General features: G+C 72.0%; 17 protein-coding genes. 14 read left to right on the forward strand and 3 right to left on the reverse strand.

What is annotated here, in order from left to right; all coding sequences use genetic code 11:
- The first annotated feature begins 11 nt into the window (after positions 1-11).
- The 9 genes from AQJ11_RS43860 to AQJ11_RS43895 all read left to right on the forward strand — a co-directional run bounded on the left by AQJ11_RS43860 (position 12) and on the right by AQJ11_RS43895 (position 7,750).
- Positions 12-656, forward strand: a complete 645-nt coding sequence (locus AQJ11_RS43860; RefSeq protein ID WP_059267251.1) for an HAD family hydrolase — start codon at positions 12-14, stop codon at positions 654-656.
- 92 nt (positions 657-748) lie between these two features.
- Positions 749-1,462 (forward strand): VC0807 family protein, encoded by a 714-nt coding sequence (locus AQJ11_RS43865; protein WP_059267236.1) that lies wholly within the window; start codon positions 749-751, stop codon positions 1,460-1,462.
- Between the two features lie 132 nt (positions 1,463-1,594).
- Positions 1,595-2,812, forward strand: coding sequence for an MFS transporter (locus AQJ11_RS43870; RefSeq protein WP_107120980.1), 1,218 nt, complete (start codon positions 1,595-1,597; stop codon positions 2,810-2,812).
- On the forward strand, positions 2,763-3,935 hold the full coding sequence (locus AQJ11_RS43875; protein ID WP_078611794.1) for an acetoin utilization protein AcuC: 1,173 nt from the start codon (positions 2,763-2,765) through the stop codon (positions 3,933-3,935). Before AQJ11_RS43870 ends, AQJ11_RS43875 begins: the two co-directional genes overlap by 50 nt.
- 94 nt (positions 3,936-4,029) lie before the next feature.
- A complete protein-coding gene (locus tag AQJ11_RS43880; RefSeq protein ID WP_059267238.1) occupies positions 4,030-4,845 on the forward strand; it encodes a phosphatase in 816 nt (271 codons plus the stop codon).
- Positions 4,846-4,974: 129 nt separating this feature from the next.
- Complete coding sequence (locus AQJ11_RS43885; protein ID WP_121791081.1) at positions 4,975-5,187, forward strand: helix-turn-helix domain-containing protein; 213 nt, start codon at positions 4,975-4,977, stop codon at positions 5,185-5,187.
- A gap of 136 nt (positions 5,188-5,323) precedes the next feature.
- The gene (locus AQJ11_RS47830) at positions 5,324-5,422 is read left to right on the forward strand and encodes a 30S ribosomal protein bS22 (RefSeq protein ID WP_003948845.1); all 99 of its coding nucleotides are present in this window, start codon (positions 5,324-5,326) and stop codon (positions 5,420-5,422) included.
- 187 nt (positions 5,423-5,609) lie between these two features.
- A complete protein-coding gene (locus tag AQJ11_RS43890) occupies positions 5,610-6,671 on the forward strand; it encodes an NAD-dependent epimerase/dehydratase family protein (RefSeq protein ID WP_014674178.1) in 1,062 nt (353 codons plus the stop codon).
- 14 nt (positions 6,672-6,685) lie between these two features.
- A complete protein-coding gene (locus AQJ11_RS43895) occupies positions 6,686-7,750 on the forward strand; it encodes a lysophospholipid acyltransferase family protein (RefSeq protein ID WP_014674179.1) in 1,065 nt (354 codons plus the stop codon).
- A 72-nt stretch (positions 7,751-7,822) separates the two neighbouring features.
- Here AQJ11_RS43895 and AQJ11_RS43900 read toward each other — a convergent pair whose 3' ends face one another.
- From AQJ11_RS43900 to AQJ11_RS43910, 3 genes are all read right to left on the reverse strand, one after another.
- The gene (locus tag AQJ11_RS43900) at positions 7,823-9,055 is read right to left on the reverse strand and encodes a DUF5667 domain-containing protein (protein ID WP_014674180.1); all 1,233 of its coding nucleotides are present in this window, start codon (positions 9,053-9,055) and stop codon (positions 7,823-7,825) included.
- A 235-nt stretch (positions 9,056-9,290) separates the two neighbouring features.
- Positions 9,291-10,070: an ECF subfamily RNA polymerase sigma factor, BldN family gene (locus tag AQJ11_RS43905; RefSeq protein WP_014674181.1), complete on the reverse strand. Its 780-nt coding sequence runs from the start codon at positions 10,068-10,070 to the stop codon at positions 9,291-9,293.
- A 285-nt stretch (positions 10,071-10,355) separates the two neighbouring features.
- On the reverse strand, positions 10,356-11,276 hold the full coding sequence (locus tag AQJ11_RS43910; RefSeq protein WP_078611795.1) for an HAD family hydrolase: 921 nt from the start codon (positions 11,274-11,276) through the stop codon (positions 10,356-10,358).
- Between the two features lie 117 nt (positions 11,277-11,393).
- Here AQJ11_RS43910 and AQJ11_RS43915 point away from each other — a divergent pair, with 117 nt between their 5' ends.
- From AQJ11_RS43915 to AQJ11_RS43935, 5 genes are all read left to right on the forward strand, one after another.
- Entirely contained in the window at positions 11,394-11,675 is a 282-nt protein-coding gene (locus AQJ11_RS43915) for a glutaredoxin family protein (protein ID WP_208616767.1), read from the forward strand.
- 280 nt (positions 11,676-11,955) lie between these two features.
- Positions 11,956-12,732: a redox-sensing transcriptional repressor Rex gene (locus tag AQJ11_RS43920; RefSeq protein ID WP_014674184.1), complete on the forward strand. Its 777-nt coding sequence runs from the start codon at positions 11,956-11,958 to the stop codon at positions 12,730-12,732.
- Positions 12,729-14,423: a glutamyl-tRNA reductase gene (locus AQJ11_RS43925; RefSeq protein ID WP_014674185.1), complete on the forward strand. Its 1,695-nt coding sequence runs from the start codon at positions 12,729-12,731 to the stop codon at positions 14,421-14,423. Before AQJ11_RS43920 ends, AQJ11_RS43925 begins: the two co-directional genes overlap by 4 nt.
- Entirely contained in the window at positions 14,420-15,391 is a 972-nt protein-coding gene (gene hemC / locus AQJ11_RS43930; RefSeq protein ID WP_014674186.1) for a hydroxymethylbilane synthase, read from the forward strand. Before AQJ11_RS43925 ends, hemC begins: the two co-directional genes overlap by 4 nt.
- The gene (locus AQJ11_RS43935; RefSeq protein ID WP_014674187.1) at positions 15,388-17,097 is read left to right on the forward strand and encodes a bifunctional uroporphyrinogen-III C-methyltransferase/uroporphyrinogen-III synthase; all 1,710 of its coding nucleotides are present in this window, start codon (positions 15,388-15,390) and stop codon (positions 17,095-17,097) included. The genes hemC and AQJ11_RS43935 overlap by 4 nt, the downstream gene beginning before the upstream one ends.
- Positions 17,098-17,387: the final 290 nt, after the last annotated feature.

Raw genomic sequence — 17,387 nt, forward strand, 5'->3', positions numbered from 1 at the left:
AGGGTGAACTCATGCGCTATGACCTCGTCATCTTCGACAACGACGGTGTCCTCGTGGACAGTGAGCCCATATCCAACCGGCTCCTGGCCGCCTATCTGACCGAGCTGGGGCACCCCACCTCGTACGAGGACTCCATCCGCGATTACATGGGGTCGGCGATGCACCGGATCCATGACCTGATCCTGGAGCGGACGGGACAGCGGCTGCCCGTGGATTTCGACGAGGTCTTCCACGCGCGGGTGTTCGCCGCGTTCGAACGGGAGTTGCGGCCCGTGCCCGGGGTGGCCGGCGTACTGGAGAAACTGGCCGCGGACGGGGTGCCGTACTGCGTGGCCTCCTCGGGGAGCCATGCGCGGATCCGGGTGGGGCACCGGACGACCGGGCTCGACCGGTGGTTCTCGGAAGAGCGCGTCTTCAGCTCGGAGGATGTCGGGCGGGGCAAGCCGGCGCCGGACCTGTTCCTGCACGCGGCCGAGCGGATGGGCGTGGCCCCCGGGCGGTGCGTGGTCGTGGAGGACTCCCCGCTGGGCGTACAGGCGGCTGTCGCGGCCGGGATGGACGTGTGCGGGTTCACCGCGATGACGCCGGCGGCGAAGCTCGCGGGTGCCGGTCAACTCTTCTCCCGCATGGACCAGTTGCTCGACCTGCTGGTGTGACCCCGGTCGGCCCTGCGGGCTGACATATGTCATGCGGAGCTCCGGACGAACGTTCCTACTGCCGGACCCGGCCCGGGGGCGAAGCTGAGGGCATGACGAAGAACACGGGGAACCAGGGCCGGAAGCCGAGCGTGCTGGACAACTTGGGGCCGCTGCTCATCGATGTGGCGCTGCCGCTCGGCTCGTACTACCTCTTCAAGGACGCCTTCGGGATGAGCACCTTCGCGGCGCTCGCCTGGAGCAGTGTCGTACCGGCGGTGCGGACCGCGTGGGGACTGGTCAGGGAGCGCAGGACCAACGCGCTGGCGGGTCTGATCCTCGTCGTGAACGTCGTGTCCCTGCTGCTGAGTTTCGTCTCGGGTGACCCGCGGCTGATGCTGGCCAAGGACAGCGCGGTCAGCAGCACGGTGGCCATCGGCATCCTGGTGTCCGTCCGGCTCGGCAGGCCGATGATGACCGCGGGCATGAAGCCCTTCGTGGTGAAGGGCGACGCGGCCAGGGAAACCGCCTGGCAGCGGCTGGTGTCCGGGGCGGCGGCCGAGTCCGTGGCCTTCCGGTCCAGGGAGCGGGCGTTCTCCGTGGTGTGGGGGCTGGTCCTGCTGGCCGAGTGCGTCGTGCGGGTCGTGGGTGCCTACACCGTCCCCGTGGACACCATGGTGTGGCTGGGCTCCGTCGTCATGGTCGCCGCCATGGTGATCGGTTTCGTGGTCAGCGGTGGGCTGGCGGCGGGGCCGATGGAGCGGATGCTCTCGGCCGAGGTGGCGGTCGGCCGGGCGGAACGGCCCGAGGTGGCCGTGGCCGCCTGATCGCCGAGCCGAGCCGGGCGAGTCGAGCCGGGCGAGCCGAGCCGGGCGAGTCGAAGCCCGGACCGAAGCTGAGGCGAATTCACCTTTGGCTGGATCTACCCAGCGGTAGCCCGGGGCCCTACTCTCGCCGCCATGACTGATGTGCTGCGGCGCGGCAGGGCCTCGCTGGCGTTCGGCTTCTTCGCCCAGGGCGTCGCCTTCGCCCTGCTGGTGACGCGCATCCCGGCCATCCAGGACCGGTACGGGGTCTCCGACGCGCTGCTGCCGGTCTTCCTGGCCGCCGTGCCGATCCTCGCCGGGGTCGGCAGCGTGGGCACCGAGCACCTGGTGAAGCGGGTACGGCCCAGCCGGCTGCTGCGCTGGTCCCAGCCGGTGGTGCTGCTGGCGCTGCTCGGCGTCGGGACGGGCGGGCAGGGACAGGTGGCCGTACTGGCCGTCGCACTGGGCGTGTTCGGCCTGGCGGTGGGCGCGCTGGACGCGTCCATGAACATGCTCGGCGTCAGCCTCCAGCGGTCGTACGGGCGCAGCATCATGCTCGGCTTCCACGCCGTCTACAGCCTGGGCGCGATCCTGGGGGCCTCGCTGGCCTGGGCGGGGGCGCACTGGCACCTCGCGCTGTGGGTGTCGTACCTGCCGGTGGTGGCCGTGCTGCTGCCGGCGGCGCTGGTGGGGAGCCGGTGGTACGTCGACGGGGAGCCCGTGCCCGCTCCGGAGCCCACCGCGGAGCAGGGGACCGTCGTCTTCAAGCTGCTGCTGCCGCTGTGCTTGGTGATGATGTTCGCCTACATCGGGGACTCGACCGTCTCCAACTGGAGCGCCAAGTACCTGAAGGACGTGCTGGGCAGCTCGGAGCAGCTGGCGACCGTGCCGTACAACGTGTACATGGTGACCACGCTCGTGGGGCGGGCCCTCGGGGACCTCGGGGTGCGGCGGTTCGGGGCCGTGGCGGTCGTACGGCTCGGGGCGGTGGTCGCGGCCGGCGGGTTCGCGGTGGTGGCCGCGGCGCCCGGCGCGTGGGCCGGGATGCTCGGGTTCACCCTGCTGGGGCTGGGGTTGTGCGTACTGGTGCCGCAGACGTTCGCGGCGGCGGGCCGGTTGTTCCCCGGGGCCTCGGACGCGGCGGTCGCACGGCTGAACATCTTCAACTACGTGGGGTTCCTGGTCGGCGCGCCGCTGGTGGGCGCTCTCGGTGACGCGTGGAGCTACCGGGGGGCCATGCTCGTGCCGATGGTGTTGGTGCTGGTGACACTGGGGTACGCCAGGTCGTTCTCCGCTCAACCGGACCGATACGGTGGCGGGCATGAGCGGCCGCGCACAGCTGATGTGGGACGAGGCAGTAACGGGCTATGACTTCGGTCGGAACCACCCGATGGATCCGGTCCGGCTGGAGCTGACCCGCCGGCTGGTCGGTGCCTTCGGGCTCGACCGGGAGGTGGCGGTCGTCGCGGCGAAGCCGGCGGGCGAGTCCACGCTCCGGCTGGTCCACCGGGAGGACTACATCGACGCCGTGAAGGCCGCGTCGGCCGATCCGGCGGGGGCCGACGGCTCGTACGGGCTGGGGACGCTCGACGATCCCGCGTTCGCCGGGATGCACGAGGTGTCCGCGCTGATCGCCGGGCAGTCGGTGGGGGCGGCCGAGGCGGTGTGGCGGGGGGACGCCGAGCACGCCGTGAACTTCGCGGGCGGCCTGCACCACGCCATGCCCGGCGGGGCGTCGGGGTTCTGCGTCTACAACGACGCGGCGCTCGCCATCGCGCGGCTGCTGGAACTGGGGGCCGAGCGGGTCGCCTACGTGGACGTCGACGTGCACCACGGGGACGGGGTGCAGGCCGCGTTCTGGGAGGACCCGCGGGTGCTGACGATCTCGTTGCACGAGCACCCCCGTACGTTGTTCCCGCAGACCGGGTGGCCGCAGGAGACCGGGGCGGGCGCGGGGGAGGGGGCCGCGGTGAACGTGGCGCTGCCGGCCGGGACCGGGGACGCCGGGTGGGTACGGGCCTTCCACGCCGTGGTGCCGGAGCTGCTCGCGGAGTTCCGGCCGCAGGTCCTCGTCACCCAGCACGGGGCCGACACGCACTTCGAGGATCCGCTCGCGCACCTGGCGGTCTCGCTGGACGCGCAGCGGGCGGTGCAGATGGCGTGTCACGACCTGGCGCACGAGTACGCCGGGGGCAGGTGGCTCGCGCTGGGCGGCGGCGGGTACGCGGTGGTGGATGTCGTACCGCGGTCGTGGACGCATCTGGTGGGGATCGCGGCCGGGAAGCCGGTCGCCCCGGAGGCGGTGATCCCCGAGGCGTGGCGGCAGGACGTGTTCGCCCGGACGCGGCAGTCGGGGCCGTGGCGGATGACGGACGGGCTGTGGCCGGTGTCGTGGGCGTCCTGGGAGGAGGGGTACGACCCCGCCGACCGGGTCGACCAGGCGGTGCTGGCGACCCGCCGGGCCGTGTTCCCGTTGCGCGGGCTCCTTCCCTGACGACCGCGCCCACCCCTGGCCGGCGTTAGGCCAACCGTGCGGACTTCCGGCGTTTCCGTCCCGTCCGCACCCCCCATGGGCCACCATCGCATCCGTGTCGACCGCCGCCCGTCTTCGCGCGCATCTGGTGGCCGCCCGGCTGGCCGGGGTGGTGGCGACGTCGCGGGAGGACAGCCTGCGGAGTTACCGGCTGTTCGCCGCCCGGGACCCACGCGTGTTGATCGGGATCGATCCCGAAGGGTCGTGGGGAGTCCGGGACTTGCTCGGGTTGATGGCGGAGAAGTGCGGGGTTTCGGCCGATCTCCGGTACATTTCCGGACCGGATGTGATCGACCCGGAGCGGACGCTCGCCGCGCTGGACGCGTTCGCCGGGCGGATCCGGGAGGTGGCCCGGCGTGGCGCGCCCGTGTTGCTGGGCACCGGGCACCCGCGTCCGCTGCTCGGTTTCTACGCCGGTCTCGCAGACGCCTTGTCGGCGGCGGGATGTGAGGTCCTCACCCCGGCGCAGGGTCGCTGTGTCGACATATTGACCCGGTTCGGCCTACGTACCCATCGCCTCGACTACGTACGAGGGGTTGCCCTGGTGCGGGAACCGGCGAGCGGGCGCCCGGGGCGTGAGCCGGGCGCCCACAGCCACTCGCCGCTCCCGGTTCGGGTCGCGCTGGACGCCGCGGCGGAGGCCGGCGGGCCGCTGCCGGAGCTGGTCGTGGGGGACCACGGGTGGGTCTGCGGTGCTGGTCAGCTCGGGTTTGAGGCCATCGGTCTGGCCGACACGGATGATCCCGCGCTGTTCGTGGGAGAGGCCGAGGGGCGGGTGTCCGTCGCCGTTCCGGTTGATGACGCAGTGCGGTCTGCTCACTACCTGCCGTTGATCCGCTACGTACTCAATCGAGCGTGTCTGTCACAGTAGGCCGCCGATGGGTGCACCTCTTCCCCACTCGCATCACCCGCCCCTAGTCTGGGGAGTGAGCACGCAACGACGAAGAGTCACCGGAAGGGGAAGCCGGTGGCCGTCGAGTGCGGAAGGTTCAGGTGTGTCATGGCTGCAGCTGGCGAGAGGCCTCTGAACGAGGTTCAGTTCCTTACCGTGGCGGAGGTCGCCTCGGTGATGCGAGTGTCCAAGATGACCGTGTACCGCCTGGTGCACAGCGGTCATCTGCCCGCGATCCGGGTGGGACGGTCGTTCCGCGTCCCGGAACAAGCGGTACACGAGTACCTCCGCGACAGCTATGTGGGGGTGGAGACGGCCTGACGACGACCCCCGGGTGACCCGGGGGGACCCCCTCGATTACGACCTCGGCGCTCGGTTGGGTAGGCTAGCCCCTCGTAGGTCGTGTGGGCCCATGGCGCCCAAACAACCGAGTGATGAGAAGTGAGCGAGGGTAGTCGTGGGCTCTGTTATCAAGAAGCGGCGCAAGCGGATGGCCAAGAAGAAGCACCGCAAGCTGCTCAAGCGCACGCGCGTTCAGCGCCGTAACAAGAAGTAAGCGGCGCCGCGAGAGCGTGGCCCTGTGGCCCCCCACCAGCAGTGGTGGGGGGCCACAGGCATATACCGATGGGGGAATTTCCGTCGCCGGTGGCACCTGGGGTCATCACAGCGCAACATCGACCGGCTAGGTTGGCCGCACACGGGGAACGCGGGATACCGGTTACGCGGGAAGGAAGGCACTGGTCTTGGGACGGATCGTGCTCGTCACCGGAGTCGCCCGGCAGCTCGGCGGCCGGTTCGTGCGGCGGATCCAGCGGGACCCGGAGGTCGAGCGGGTGATCGCCGTGGACGCGGTGCCGCCGGCGCACCACCTGGGCGGCGCCGACTTCGTCCAGGCCGACATCCGGCAGCCGACCATCGCCCGGGTGCTCGCCGAGACCGGCGCGGACACCGTCGTCCACCTGGACGTCACGGGCACGGCCCTGGGCGGCGGCAGCCGGGCCACGGTCAAGGAGACCAACGTCATCGGCACCATGCAACTGCTCGGCGCCTGCCAGAAGTCGCCGACCGTGCGGCGGCTGGTGGTGAAGTCCAGTACGAACGTCTACGGCTCCGCGCCACGCGATCCGGCCGTCTTCACCGAGACGACCCCGCCCAAGTCGCTGCCCAGCGGCGGCTTCGCGAAGGACGCCGTCGAGGTGGAGGGGTACGTGCGCGGGTTCGCCCGGCGGCGGCCGGACGTCGCCGTGTGCGTGCTGCGGTTCGCCAACATCCTCGGGCCGGCCGCGGACACCCCGCTCGCCTCGTACTTCGCGCTGCCCGTCCTGCCGACCGTGTTCGGCTACGACCCGCGGCTTCAGTTCGTGCACGAGGACGACGTCATCGAGGTGCTGCGGATCGCCTCGCACGAGCCGCGCCGGGGCACCCTGAACAGCGGCACCTTCAACATCGCCGGGGACGGCGTGCTGCTGCTCTCGCAGTGCTCGCGGCGGCTCGGGCGGCCCACCGTGCCGCTGCTGCTGCCCGCGGTCACCTGGGCCGGCTCCCTGGTGCGTACGCTCGGTATGACGGACTTCTCGCCGGAGCAGATCCGGCTGCTCACCCACGGGCGGGTGGTGGACACCGTCGAGATGCGCGAGACGCTGGGCTTCACGCCCCGCTACACGACGGCCGGGACCTTCGCGGACTTCGCGCGCGGCCAGGGCGCCGGGCTGCTGCCGCCGCAGAGCCTGGCGGCGGCCGTCGACCGGGTCGCCGCGCTGACCGCGAGGGCGGGCGGCCACCCCCAGACGCACAGCGCCAACTGAGGAGAGCGGCAACGATGGCGGACGCCAAGGTCATTCCGTTCGACGACGACCGGTCCCGAGGAAGCGCCGCCCAGCGCCAGCCGCGGCGGCGGAGCGGGGGGAGCCGGCTCGGTGCGCTCGGGGAGCCGGGGGAGATGGGCGCGGTCCAGCCGCTGCCGGGGCGGGAGCGGGCGCGGGAGGATGCTCCTGTGAGCCGCGAGGAGGAGCCGGTGGAGGCCGTGGAGGACGACGGGCGGGGCGGCGGCCTGGAGCGGCGGGTGGCGGCCGGGCTGGCCTTCCTGCGGCGCCGGCTCACCGGCGACTACGAGGTCGACGACTTCGGCTACGACGAGGAACTGACCGACCAGGTCCTGATGTCGCTGCTGCGGCCGGTGTACGAGAAGTACTTCCGGGTCGAGGTGAAGGGCATCGAGAACATCCCGGCCGAGGGCGGGGCGCTGATCGTCGCCAACCACTCCGGGACGCTGCCGCTGGACGGGCTGATGATGCAGGTGGCGGTGCACGACCACCACCCGGCCGGCCGCCATCTCCGCCTGCTCGCCGCCGACCTGGTCTTCGTGCTGCCGGTGGTCAACGAGCTGGCCCGCAAGCTGGGGCACACCCTCGCCTGCGCGGAGGACGCGGAACGGCTGCTGGGGCAGGGCGAGCTGGTCGGGGTGATGCCGGAGGGCTTCAAGGGGATCGGGAAGCCGTTCGGCGAGCGGTACAAGCTCCAGCGGTTCGGCCGGGGCGGCTTCGTCTCCACGGCCCTGCGGCAGGGTGTGCCGATCGTCCCGTGCTCGATCGTCGGGGCGGAGGAGATCTACCCGATGATCGGCAACGCCAAGACGCTGGCGCGGGTGCTGGGTTTCCCGTACTTCCCGCTGACGCCGACGTTTCCCTGGCTCGGGCCGCTGGGTGCGATTCCGCTGCCCACGAAGTGGACGATCCAGTTCGGTGAACCGATTCCGACGGACGGGTATCCGCCGGAGGCGGCGGAGGACCCGATGCTGATGTTCAACCTGACCGATCAGGTGCGGGAGCAGATCCAGCACACGCTGTACAAGCTGCTGGTGCAGCGGCGCTCGGTGTTCTTCTGAGCCGCCGGTGAACGGCGTCGAGGGCGCCCCTGCTCGGAAAAGGGGCGCCCTCGATGCCGTTGCCGTGTCGTGTCAGTCCGCGTTCTCCCCGTCGATGCCCAGGCCCGGGAGCAGGTCGGGGATGAGCGGGGGGATCGTGACGTCCGGCTGGCCCGTGGGGGACTTGCCGGCGGACGGGGACGTGGTGTCGGACCCGGTCTTCGGCGGGTCGAGCAGACCGCCCGTGTCACCGCCGATGAGCCCGTCGCCGCTGCTGCCGGTGGCCGGGCCGCTCGGCGTGCCGGTGCCGGTGTGCTTGCCGGCGGACGGGGTGTTCCCGGCGCTGGGCGTGGTGGACCGGTGGCTGCCGGAGGAGCCGGGGGACGCCGGGCCGGAGCCGCCCGGGTGCCTGCCGTCGCCCGGCTGTGCGGGTGGCTGGGGCAGCAGGGACTGGAGCGGGGCGACCTCTTCGTCTATGGCGTCGAAGACCGAGGACACCTGCTGTTTCACATCGCCCAGTTGCGTGGGCAGCTTGTCGCTGAGCGCGCTCCATGCCTGGCGGTGGGACCGGGAGAACGTGGACAGCGCCTGGATGGGGCCGAGCGAGTCCGGGTCGGCCTGATAGGCCGCGTGGAGCAGGCGGTGGCCCTCGGTGACGTCGTGCTGCATCCCGGACAGGGTGCGGCGGATCTCACCGATGGACTCGTGGTCCAGATGGCCGCCCCGGCCGCGCTCCAGCAGCCGTCGGGCCTCGCTGAGGCGGGTGGAGGCCTGGTCGAGGTAGGTCTGGCCGCGCTGGTCGTCGCCGTCGGTCAGGTAGTTGAGCTTGAAGTCCTCGATGCCGCGTTTCAGTCCGTACAGCGAGTCGCCGGGCAGGGCGTCGGAGCTGGCGGCGGCGACTCCGCCGAAGGCCCCGGCGGCCACGCCCACGCTGAGCCCGCCGGCCGCGAGGCCCTTGGTCAGTCTCGTGCGCGGGCGGAGCTTGCCCAGCGGGCTCGCCCGGTGCGCGCCCTTGGCCCGGTGGGACCGCTGCTGCGGTACCGACGCGTCCGCCGCCCCGGTCCCCTCCTGGAGCATGGCCTCCATCGCGGCCACCAACTGGGCCCGCTGGACGACCTTGACCTCGGGGTCGAGCTGCGGTCTGGGCAGCGCGCCGAGACCCTCCGCCAGGGCCAGCAGCTCGCCCTGCTCGGTCCGTTCCCCGGTGGTCGGCGGTGCTCCCGCCTGGCCAACGGACTGCTCGGCCGCCGTGTCCCGGTCGGACTGCTCCTCCAGGGCCTGGGCGAAGGCGTTCGCCCGCCGGTGCGCCGATACGTTCGCGATCACTGGCGGCACCTCCTCTCGTCATGACGGTCGACTCCCCAGGGGGTCCTGAGGGTTGCACGCCCCCGGCACTTCCACGCGATCGAGCGATCGGGGTCGGCCAGGACGTGACCACAGGGAGCCTGTATCCCGCACAACGACTGGCGCGGCACTTGGGTTACGGACGGCGGATGACCGGATCGGAAAGGCAACGGACTTTCACCGTCGGTGAGTTGACCGTCGCCCTGGGTCACGTGGTTCAGCGGGCGTCGTCCGGCAGCAGCCGGGCGAGGGTGCGTACGGCGCGGTACTGGAGGGTCTTGATGGCGCCCTCGTTCTTGCCCATGACCCGGGCGGTCTCGGCGACCGAGAGGCCCTGGAGGAAGCGGAGCGTCACGCACTCCTGCTGCTGGGGGTTGAGCCGCCGTACGGCGTCGAGCAGGGCGGCGTTCGACAGGGACTCCAGGACGGAGTCCTCCGGGGAGCGTTCGACCTCGTTGGCGTCGAGCATCTCGCCGGTGGTGACCTCCAGCCGGAAGCGGCTGGACTTGAAGTGGTCGGCGACCAGGTTCCGGGCGATGGTGACCAGCCAGGCGCCGAAGTCGCGGCCCTGCCAGGTGAAGGTGCCGATCCTGCGCAGCGCCCGCAGAAATGTCTCACTGGTGAGGTCCTCGGCGGTCGCCCGGCCGCCGACGCGGTAGTAGATGTAGCGGTAGACGGTGTCGCTGTACTGGTCGTAGAGCCGTCCGAAGGCCTCGGCCTCCCCGGCCTGCGCGCGTTCGACCAGGTCCATCATCCGGGCGCTGTCGCTGTCGGCGGCCGGGCGGCGGGCGGTGGCCGCGCCGGTGGCCCGCCCCCGTCTGCCGACGGCGGCGCTGCCGTCGGCCAGTGCGTAGCACGGGCCGGCGGGCGCGGCGGCGGCGAAGGCGGGGACGGCGTACGCGGTGGGGACGAAGCCGCGCAGCGACTCTTTGACCGTTGCGACTGTTGCGCGCAGCTTAGCCAGGCCCGAGGCGTCAACCCCGACGTGTGGGTACACGGGACTCCCAGAGGCAGAGCTTCCATCACGTGCAGTGCGGGACCTTTCACCCGTCGTAGCGACGGAGGGGTACCGGTTTGCGTCTGAGGAGAATAACGCTTCGTGCAGGGCCTGCTACACCGAGTTGCTCAAATCATCGATTGCGTCGCATCCGTAACCGTTTGATGGTGGGTCAAGTTTCGCAAGATGATCGCTTGTTGACCGTAAAGAGGCCGGTTTCGGTGAGGAGCGGCGCGTGTTGAAATGGCCGCGGCATAATTCGTGCGCGCGGGACCCCCGTGGCGGCTATCGGCGCCGTCGGCTCAGGGCGATCGCCGCCGCCGTGCCGCCGGCCACCGCGCCGACCCCGGCCGCCGCCGGGATGCCGACCTTCGCCGCCTTGCGGCCGGTGCGGTAGTCGCGCAGGCGCCAGTCCTTCTCGCGGGCGTGCCTGCGCAGCTTGGCGTCCGGGTTGATGGCGTAGGGGTGGCCGACCAGGGACAGCATCGGGATGTCGTTGTGGCTGTCGCTGTAGGCCGCGCAGCGGGACAGGTCCAGCCCCTCCGCGGCGGCGAGCGCGCGGACCGCCTCGGCCTTGGCCGGTCCGTGCAGCGGCTCGCCGACCAGCTTGCCGGTGTAGACGCCGTCGACCGACTCGGCCACCGTGCCGAGGGCGCCCGTGAGGCCGAGACGGCGGGCGATCACCTGGGCGATCTCCACCGGGGCCGCGGTGACCAGCCACACCTTCTGGCCGGCGTCCAGGTGGGCCTGGGCGAGGGCGCGGGTGCCCGGCCAGATGCGGTCGGCCATGTACTCGTCGTAGATCTCCTCGCCGATCGACTCCAGTTCGGCGACCCGGTGGCCCTTGACGATCGACAGCGCGGAGTCGCGGGCGTCCTGCATGTGCTCGGGGTCCTCGACGCCGGCCAGCCGGAACCACGCCTGCTGCCAGGCGAACCTGGCGAGGTCGCGGGTCTCGAAGAACTTCCGCTTGTACAGCCCCCGGCCGAAGTGGAACAGCGCGGCGCCCTGCATGACCGTGTTGTCGAGGTCGAAGAAGGCGGCGGCCCGGTCGTCGCCGATCACCGGGAACTGAGGTTCCTCCGGCGTGGCACGCGGGGCTTCCTGCGAGGACTTGCGGGCGGCCTCCGCCGAGGCCTCGCCTGCCAACACGCTCCGCGCCGTGGCGGAGCGCCTACGGGGAGTGAGCCATCCGAGAGCGGCCATGTCGTGAGCATAGCCAGTCCGCCCGGTGGTTCCGGCGACCGGAGGTTGGGAGGTTGTGAACTCTGCGCGGCCGGGTCGTTAAGGAAGCGATCCGGAACGGGCGCCGGGCGCGCGAGAATGGCCGGTATGAGTCCGCTCTTCCGACGCAAGGCCGAGCCGCGCGCGCGGCTGGTCACCCTCATCCGCAAGCCGGGCTGCCATCTGTGCGACGACGCGCAGGCGGTGGTCGAGAAGGTGTGCGGCGACCTCGGCGTGCCGTGGGAGCCGAAGGACATCACCGAGGACCCCGAGCTGCACGACCGCTACTGGGAGCAGATCCCCGTCGTACTGGTCGACGGTGAACAGCACACCTTCTGGCGCGTGAACGAGGAGCGTCTGCGCCGGGCACTGACCGACTAGTCCAAACCGGCCCGAAAGTCGCTTAGGATCGACGGCGGTTTGGTCTCGGGGGCGGGATTCGTGAGGAGTGTGTACGGTTTTGCCCCCAGTAACGAAGGAGCATCGGTGCGTATGCGCCGGTTCCCGGCCAGGGCGCAAAAGTTGCGTGACCCCGGTCACTTCTGCCGGGCAAATCGGACACCATCTTTGTGCACGCGTTCACAAAGACATAGCCTGCTGTCGACGGGGCGGTCTGGGGACGTATGACCGCCTACAGCCCCGCTCTACCCGCAGGAGCACCGTGGCAACTGGCCGAACACACCGACCGGCGACCCGTAGCCGAGGGATTCCCGAGGCTACCGTCGCCCGGCTTCCGCTGTACCTCCGAGCCCTGACCGCACTGTCGGAGCGCTCGGTCCCCACGGTCTCCTCCGAGGAGCTGGCCGCGGCGGCGGGGGTCAACTCCGCCAAGCTGCGCAAGGACTTCTCGTACCTGGGCTCCTACGGAACGCGCGGTGTCGGCTACGACGTGGAGTATCTCGTCTACCAGATCTCCCGCGAACTCGGCCTCACCCAGGACTGGCCGGTCGTGATCGTCGGTATCGGCAACCTCGGCGCCGCCCTCGCCAACTACGGCGGTTTCGCCTCCCGCGGCTTCCGGGTCGCCGCCCTGATCGACGCCGACCCGGCGATGGCCGGCAAGCCGGTCGCGGGCATCCCCGTGCAGCACACCGACGACCTTGAGAAGATCATCGAGGACAACGGCGTGTCCATCGGTGTGATCGCCACCCCGGCCGGCGCCGCCCAGCAGGTCTGTGACCGGCTCGTGGCCGCCGGCGTGACCTCCATCCTGAACTTCGCGCCGACCGTGCTGTCCGTCCCGGACGGCGTCGACGTGCGCAAGGTCGACCTCTCGATCGAACTCCAGATCCTCGCCTTCCACGAGCAACGCAAGGCCGGTGAGGAGACCGCCGCGGGCGACGGCGCGCTGCCCGCCGCCGCTCCCCGGGGCGCGACCGCCGACGACTCCGCCGACCAGGGGCCCGACGGGGACGTCCCCGCCGTGATGCCGGCATGAGCCTCCTCGTCGTCGGACTGAGCCACCGCAGTGCCCCGGTCAGCGTGCTGGAGCGGGCCGCGCTGAGCGCGGACGCCCAGGTCAAGCTGCTCCAGGACACGGTCGCCGCCGAGCCCGCCGGCGAGGCCGCGGTGCTCGCCACCTGCAACCGCATCGAGCTGTACGCCGACGTGGACAAGTTCCACGCCGGTGTCGCCGAGCTGTCCACGCTGCTCGCCCAGCACAGCGGGGTCGGCCTGGAGGAACTCACCCCGTACCTCTACGTGCACTACGAGGACCGGGCCGTCCACCACCTGTTCTCGGTGGCCTGCGGGCTCGACTCGATGGTCGTCGGCGAGGGGCAGATCCTCGGTCAGATCAAGGACTCGCTGGCCCGCGCCCAGGAGCTGCACACCGCCGGCAAGCTGCTGAACGACCTGTTCCAGCAGGCCCTGCGGGTCGGCAAGCGCGCCCACTCCGAGACCGGCATCGACCGCGCGGGCCAGTCCCTGGTCACCTTCGGCCTGGAGCAGCTGGCCGTCGGGACGCCCGTCCCCGAGTGGGCCGCGGGCAAGAAGGCGCTGATCATCGGCGCCGGATCGATGTCGTCCCTGGCCGCCGCGACCCTCGCGCGCGCCGGGGTCGCCGAGGTCGTCGTCGCCAACCGCACCTTCGAGCGTGCCGAGCGGCTCGCCGAGATCCTCACCGGGTCCGACGAGAACGAGGTGACCGCCCGCGCGGTGCGCATGGACGCGGTGGCCGCCGAGCTGACACGTGCCGACGTCGTCGTCTCCTGTACCGGGGCGACGGGCCTGGTGCTCACGGCGGAGGCGGTCGCGCACGCGGTCGAGGGCCGTACCGGCACCCCCGTCGCCGACACCGGTGCCACGGCCGCGCAGCCGGAGGCCGTGCGGACCGAGGCCCCCCCGCGGTCCACCGGCGCCGGCGCAGACGAGAACTGCCCCCTGGACCTGGCCGCCGTACAGCCCGGCTTCTCCGTGATGGGCGAGGCCGCCGTGGCCGGTATGGACGCGGCCACCCTGGAGCAGCACGCGGCCTGGGTCGCGGGAGGCACCCTCGACCGCCGGGAGCGCCGGACGCCCGAGGCGGACGCCGAGCTGATCACCGCGCTCGCCGCGACCGCCGCCACCGTCGGCCGGATCCCCGAGCGGCGCAGGCCCGAGCCGGTCGCCGAGCGGCCCGCACCCTTCTTCTTCCTGCTCGACCTGGCCATGCCCCGCGACATCGACGCGGCCGCGCACCGGCTGGCCGGGGTCCGCCTGGTCGACATCGAGTCGCTGGCGGAAGCCTCCGCCGACGCGCCGATGGCGGCCGACGTCGACCAGGTCCGGCGTATCGTCTCCGACGAGGTCGCGGCCTTCGGCGCGGCACAGCGGGCGGCGCACATCACGCCCACCGTCGTCGCGCTGCGCACCATGGCCGCCGACGTCGTCGCCAGTGAGATCGCCCGCCTCGACGGCCGTCTGCCCGACCTGGACGAACGCCAGCGCGGCGAGATCCGCCAGGCCGTGCACCGGGTCGTCGACAAGCTGCTGCACGCGCCGACCGTACGGGTCAAGCAGCTCGCGGCCGAGCCCGGCGGCGCCGGGTACGCCGACGCGCTGCGCACCCTGTTCGACCTCGACCCCGAGACGGTGGCCGCCGTCTCCCGGGCCGGGGACAGCACAGACACGAAGGACCGACCGGCATGACTGAGAAGGCGTTGCGGCTGGGGACCAGGCGGAGCAAGCTCGCCATGGCCCAGTCCGGGCAGGTGGCGCAGGCCGTCCGCCAGGTGACCGGGCGGCCCGTCGAGCTGGTCGAGATCACCACCTACGGCGATGTCTCCCGCGAGGCGCTCGCGCAGATCGGCGGCACCGGCGTGTTCGTCACGGCGCTGCGCGACGCGCTGCTGCGGGGCGAGGTCGACTTCGCGGTCCACTCGCTCAAGGACCTGCCGACCACGCAGCCCGAGGAGCTGGTCCTGGCCGCCGTACCGGTGCGCGAGGACCCGCGGGACGTGATCGTCGCGCGTGACGCGCTGAAGTTCACGGACCTGCCGCGGGGCGCCCGCATAGGCACCGGTTCGCCGCGCCGCATGGCGCAGCTGAACGCGTACGCCCGGACCCACGGCCTGGACATCGAGACCGTCCCGATCCGCGGCAATGTCGACACCCGGATCGGATACGTCCACGCCGGCGAGCTGGACGCGGTCGTACTGGCCGCGGCCGGACTGAACCGGATCGGCCGGATCGACGAAGTGACCGACTTCCTGTCGGTCGACACCGTTTTGCCCGCCCCCGGCCAGGGGGCCCTGGCGATCGAGTGCAGGGCGGGGAACACCGCCCAAGACGCCGCACTCGTCGCCGCGCTCGGCGAGCTCGACGACCCGTTCACCCGGGCCGCCGTCACCGCCGAGCGGTCACTGCTCGCCGCCCTGGAGGCCGGTTGCAGCGCACCTGTGGGCGCGCTGGCCGACCTTCTGGCCGACGGGCAGACTGTCAAGGAAATGCGCCTGCGCGGCGTCGTCGGTACGACCGACGGCACCCGCACGGTGCAGCTGTCCACCACCGGTCCCGTGCCCCAGACGCACGACCGGGCGACGGCACTCGGTCGCGAACTCGCCACCGAGATGCTCGCCCAGGGCGCGGCCGGTCTGATGGGGGAGCGAGCACATTGAGCCCCACCACCCTTCCCGCCGGTCCGGAACACGGGCACGTCACCTTCCTCGGTGCCGGACCCGGGGATCCGGGACTGCTGACTCTGCGCGCCGTGGAGGCGCTGTCGAACGCGGACGTCCTGGTCGCCGAGCACGAGGTGCTCGACGTCATCCGGACGCACGCGCGGCAGGGCGTCTCCGTGGTGCAGACGGACGCGGACTCCGCCGCGGTGCCCCCGCCGGGCACGGGCACGCCCCAGCTGACGGTCGTTGACGGCACGTCAACACCCGTCGCCGTCCCGGCCGCTGCCCGGGATGCCGCTCATCTTGTCATGGAGGCCGCGCGGGGCGGCAGGCGGGTCGTCCGTGCGGTGCCCGGGGACCCGGGACTGGATACGTACGCGGCGGAGGAGATGCTCGCCTGCGCCGCCGCCGGGGTGCCCTTCGAGGTCGTCCCCGGTGTCGCGGCGGCGGTCGGCGTGCCCGCGTACGCCGGTGTGCCGCTGCGGGACGCGCACGGCGCGGACGTCCGGTTCGTGGACGCCCGGACCGCCTCCGAACGGTGCTGGACGGAGGTGGGCGCGTCGGACGGCACGGTCGTCGTCTCGACGACCCTGGACTCGGTCGCCGCCGCGGCGGGCGAGCTGGTCTCGGCGGGCCGCAAGCCGGACACCCCGCTGACGGTGACGGTCGCCGGTACGACGACCCGGCAGCGGACCTGGACGGCGACGCTCGGCACGATCGCGCAGACCCTGAAGCAGGCGAAGGTGCTGCCGTCGCCGGACGGCGGCCGGCCGGTGATAGCCGTGGTCGGCGAGCGTTCCGCCGTCGCCCGGCGCGACGAGCTGTCGTGGTTCGAGTCCAAGCCGCTGTTCGGCTGGAAGGTGCTCGTGCCGCGCACGAAGGAGCAGGCGGCGTCGCTCTCCGACCAGCTGCGGTCCTACGGCGCGGTGCCGCACGAGGTCCCGACGATCGCGGTGGAGCCCCCGCGCACCCCGCAGCAGATGGAGCGGGCGGTCAAGGGCCTGGTGACGGGCCGCTACGAGTGGATCGCGTTCACCTCCGTCAACGCGGTGAAGGCGGTCCGGGAGAAGTTCGAGGAGTACGGCCTCGACGCGCGTGCCTTCGCGGGCATCAAGGTGGCCGCGGTGGGCGAGCAGACCGCCAAGGCGCTGGTCGCCTTCGGCGTGAAGCCGGACCTGGTGCCGAGCGGCGAGCAGTCGGCCGCCGGCCTCCTGGAGGACTGGCCCCCCTACGACCCGGTCTTCGACCCGATCGACCGCGTCTTCCTGCCCCGGGCCGACATCGCGACCGAGACCCTGGTCGCCGGTCTGATCGAGCTGGGCTGGGAGGTCGACGACGTCACGGCCTACCGGACCGTGCGCGCGTCGCCGCCGCCGGCGGAGACCCGGGAGGCGATCAAGGGCGGCGGCTTCGACGCGGTCCTCTTCACGTCCTCGTCCACGGTCCGGAACCTGGTGGGCATCGCGGGCAAGCCGCACAACGTGACGGTGATCGCGTGCATCGGCCCGGCCACGGCCAAGACCGCCGAGGAGCACGGGCTGCGGGTCGACGTCATGGCCCCGGAGCCGTCCGTGCACAAGCTGGCGGAGGCGCTGGCGGACTTCGGCATGAAGCGGCGCGCCGCCGCGCTGGAGGCCGGCGACCCGGTGACCCGCCCGAGCGAGCGCCGGCCGGGGGCGCGCAGACGCCGCTCGACGACCTGAGGCACCGGGGGGCTCGGCCCCCCGGACCCCGGGCCCGCCTCCCGTCGTACGACCTCGCGGAAGGTGGGCGGTGGCCGGCCCCTGAGGCGTGGGACGGGGTCGGTGACGCGGTCCCTGGCCGCCGGCATCGCCGTGAACCCGGCCGGTGACCTCGGTGCGGATCCTCGCGGTGTCGTCACAGGACAGCGTTTCCGGGCCGGTCGGAACCGGGTCGGTGTTCGGTGACGGACCGTCCGGTGTCCTTCCCGACCGTGCCCGGGGGCTGCCGCGTCCGACACCGCGTCGGCAAA

Origin of the sequence: Streptomyces corchorusii, assembly GCF_001514055.1 — a bacterium.
Lineage (GTDB): Bacteria > Actinomycetota > Actinomycetes > Streptomycetales > Streptomycetaceae > Streptomyces > Streptomyces olivaceoviridis.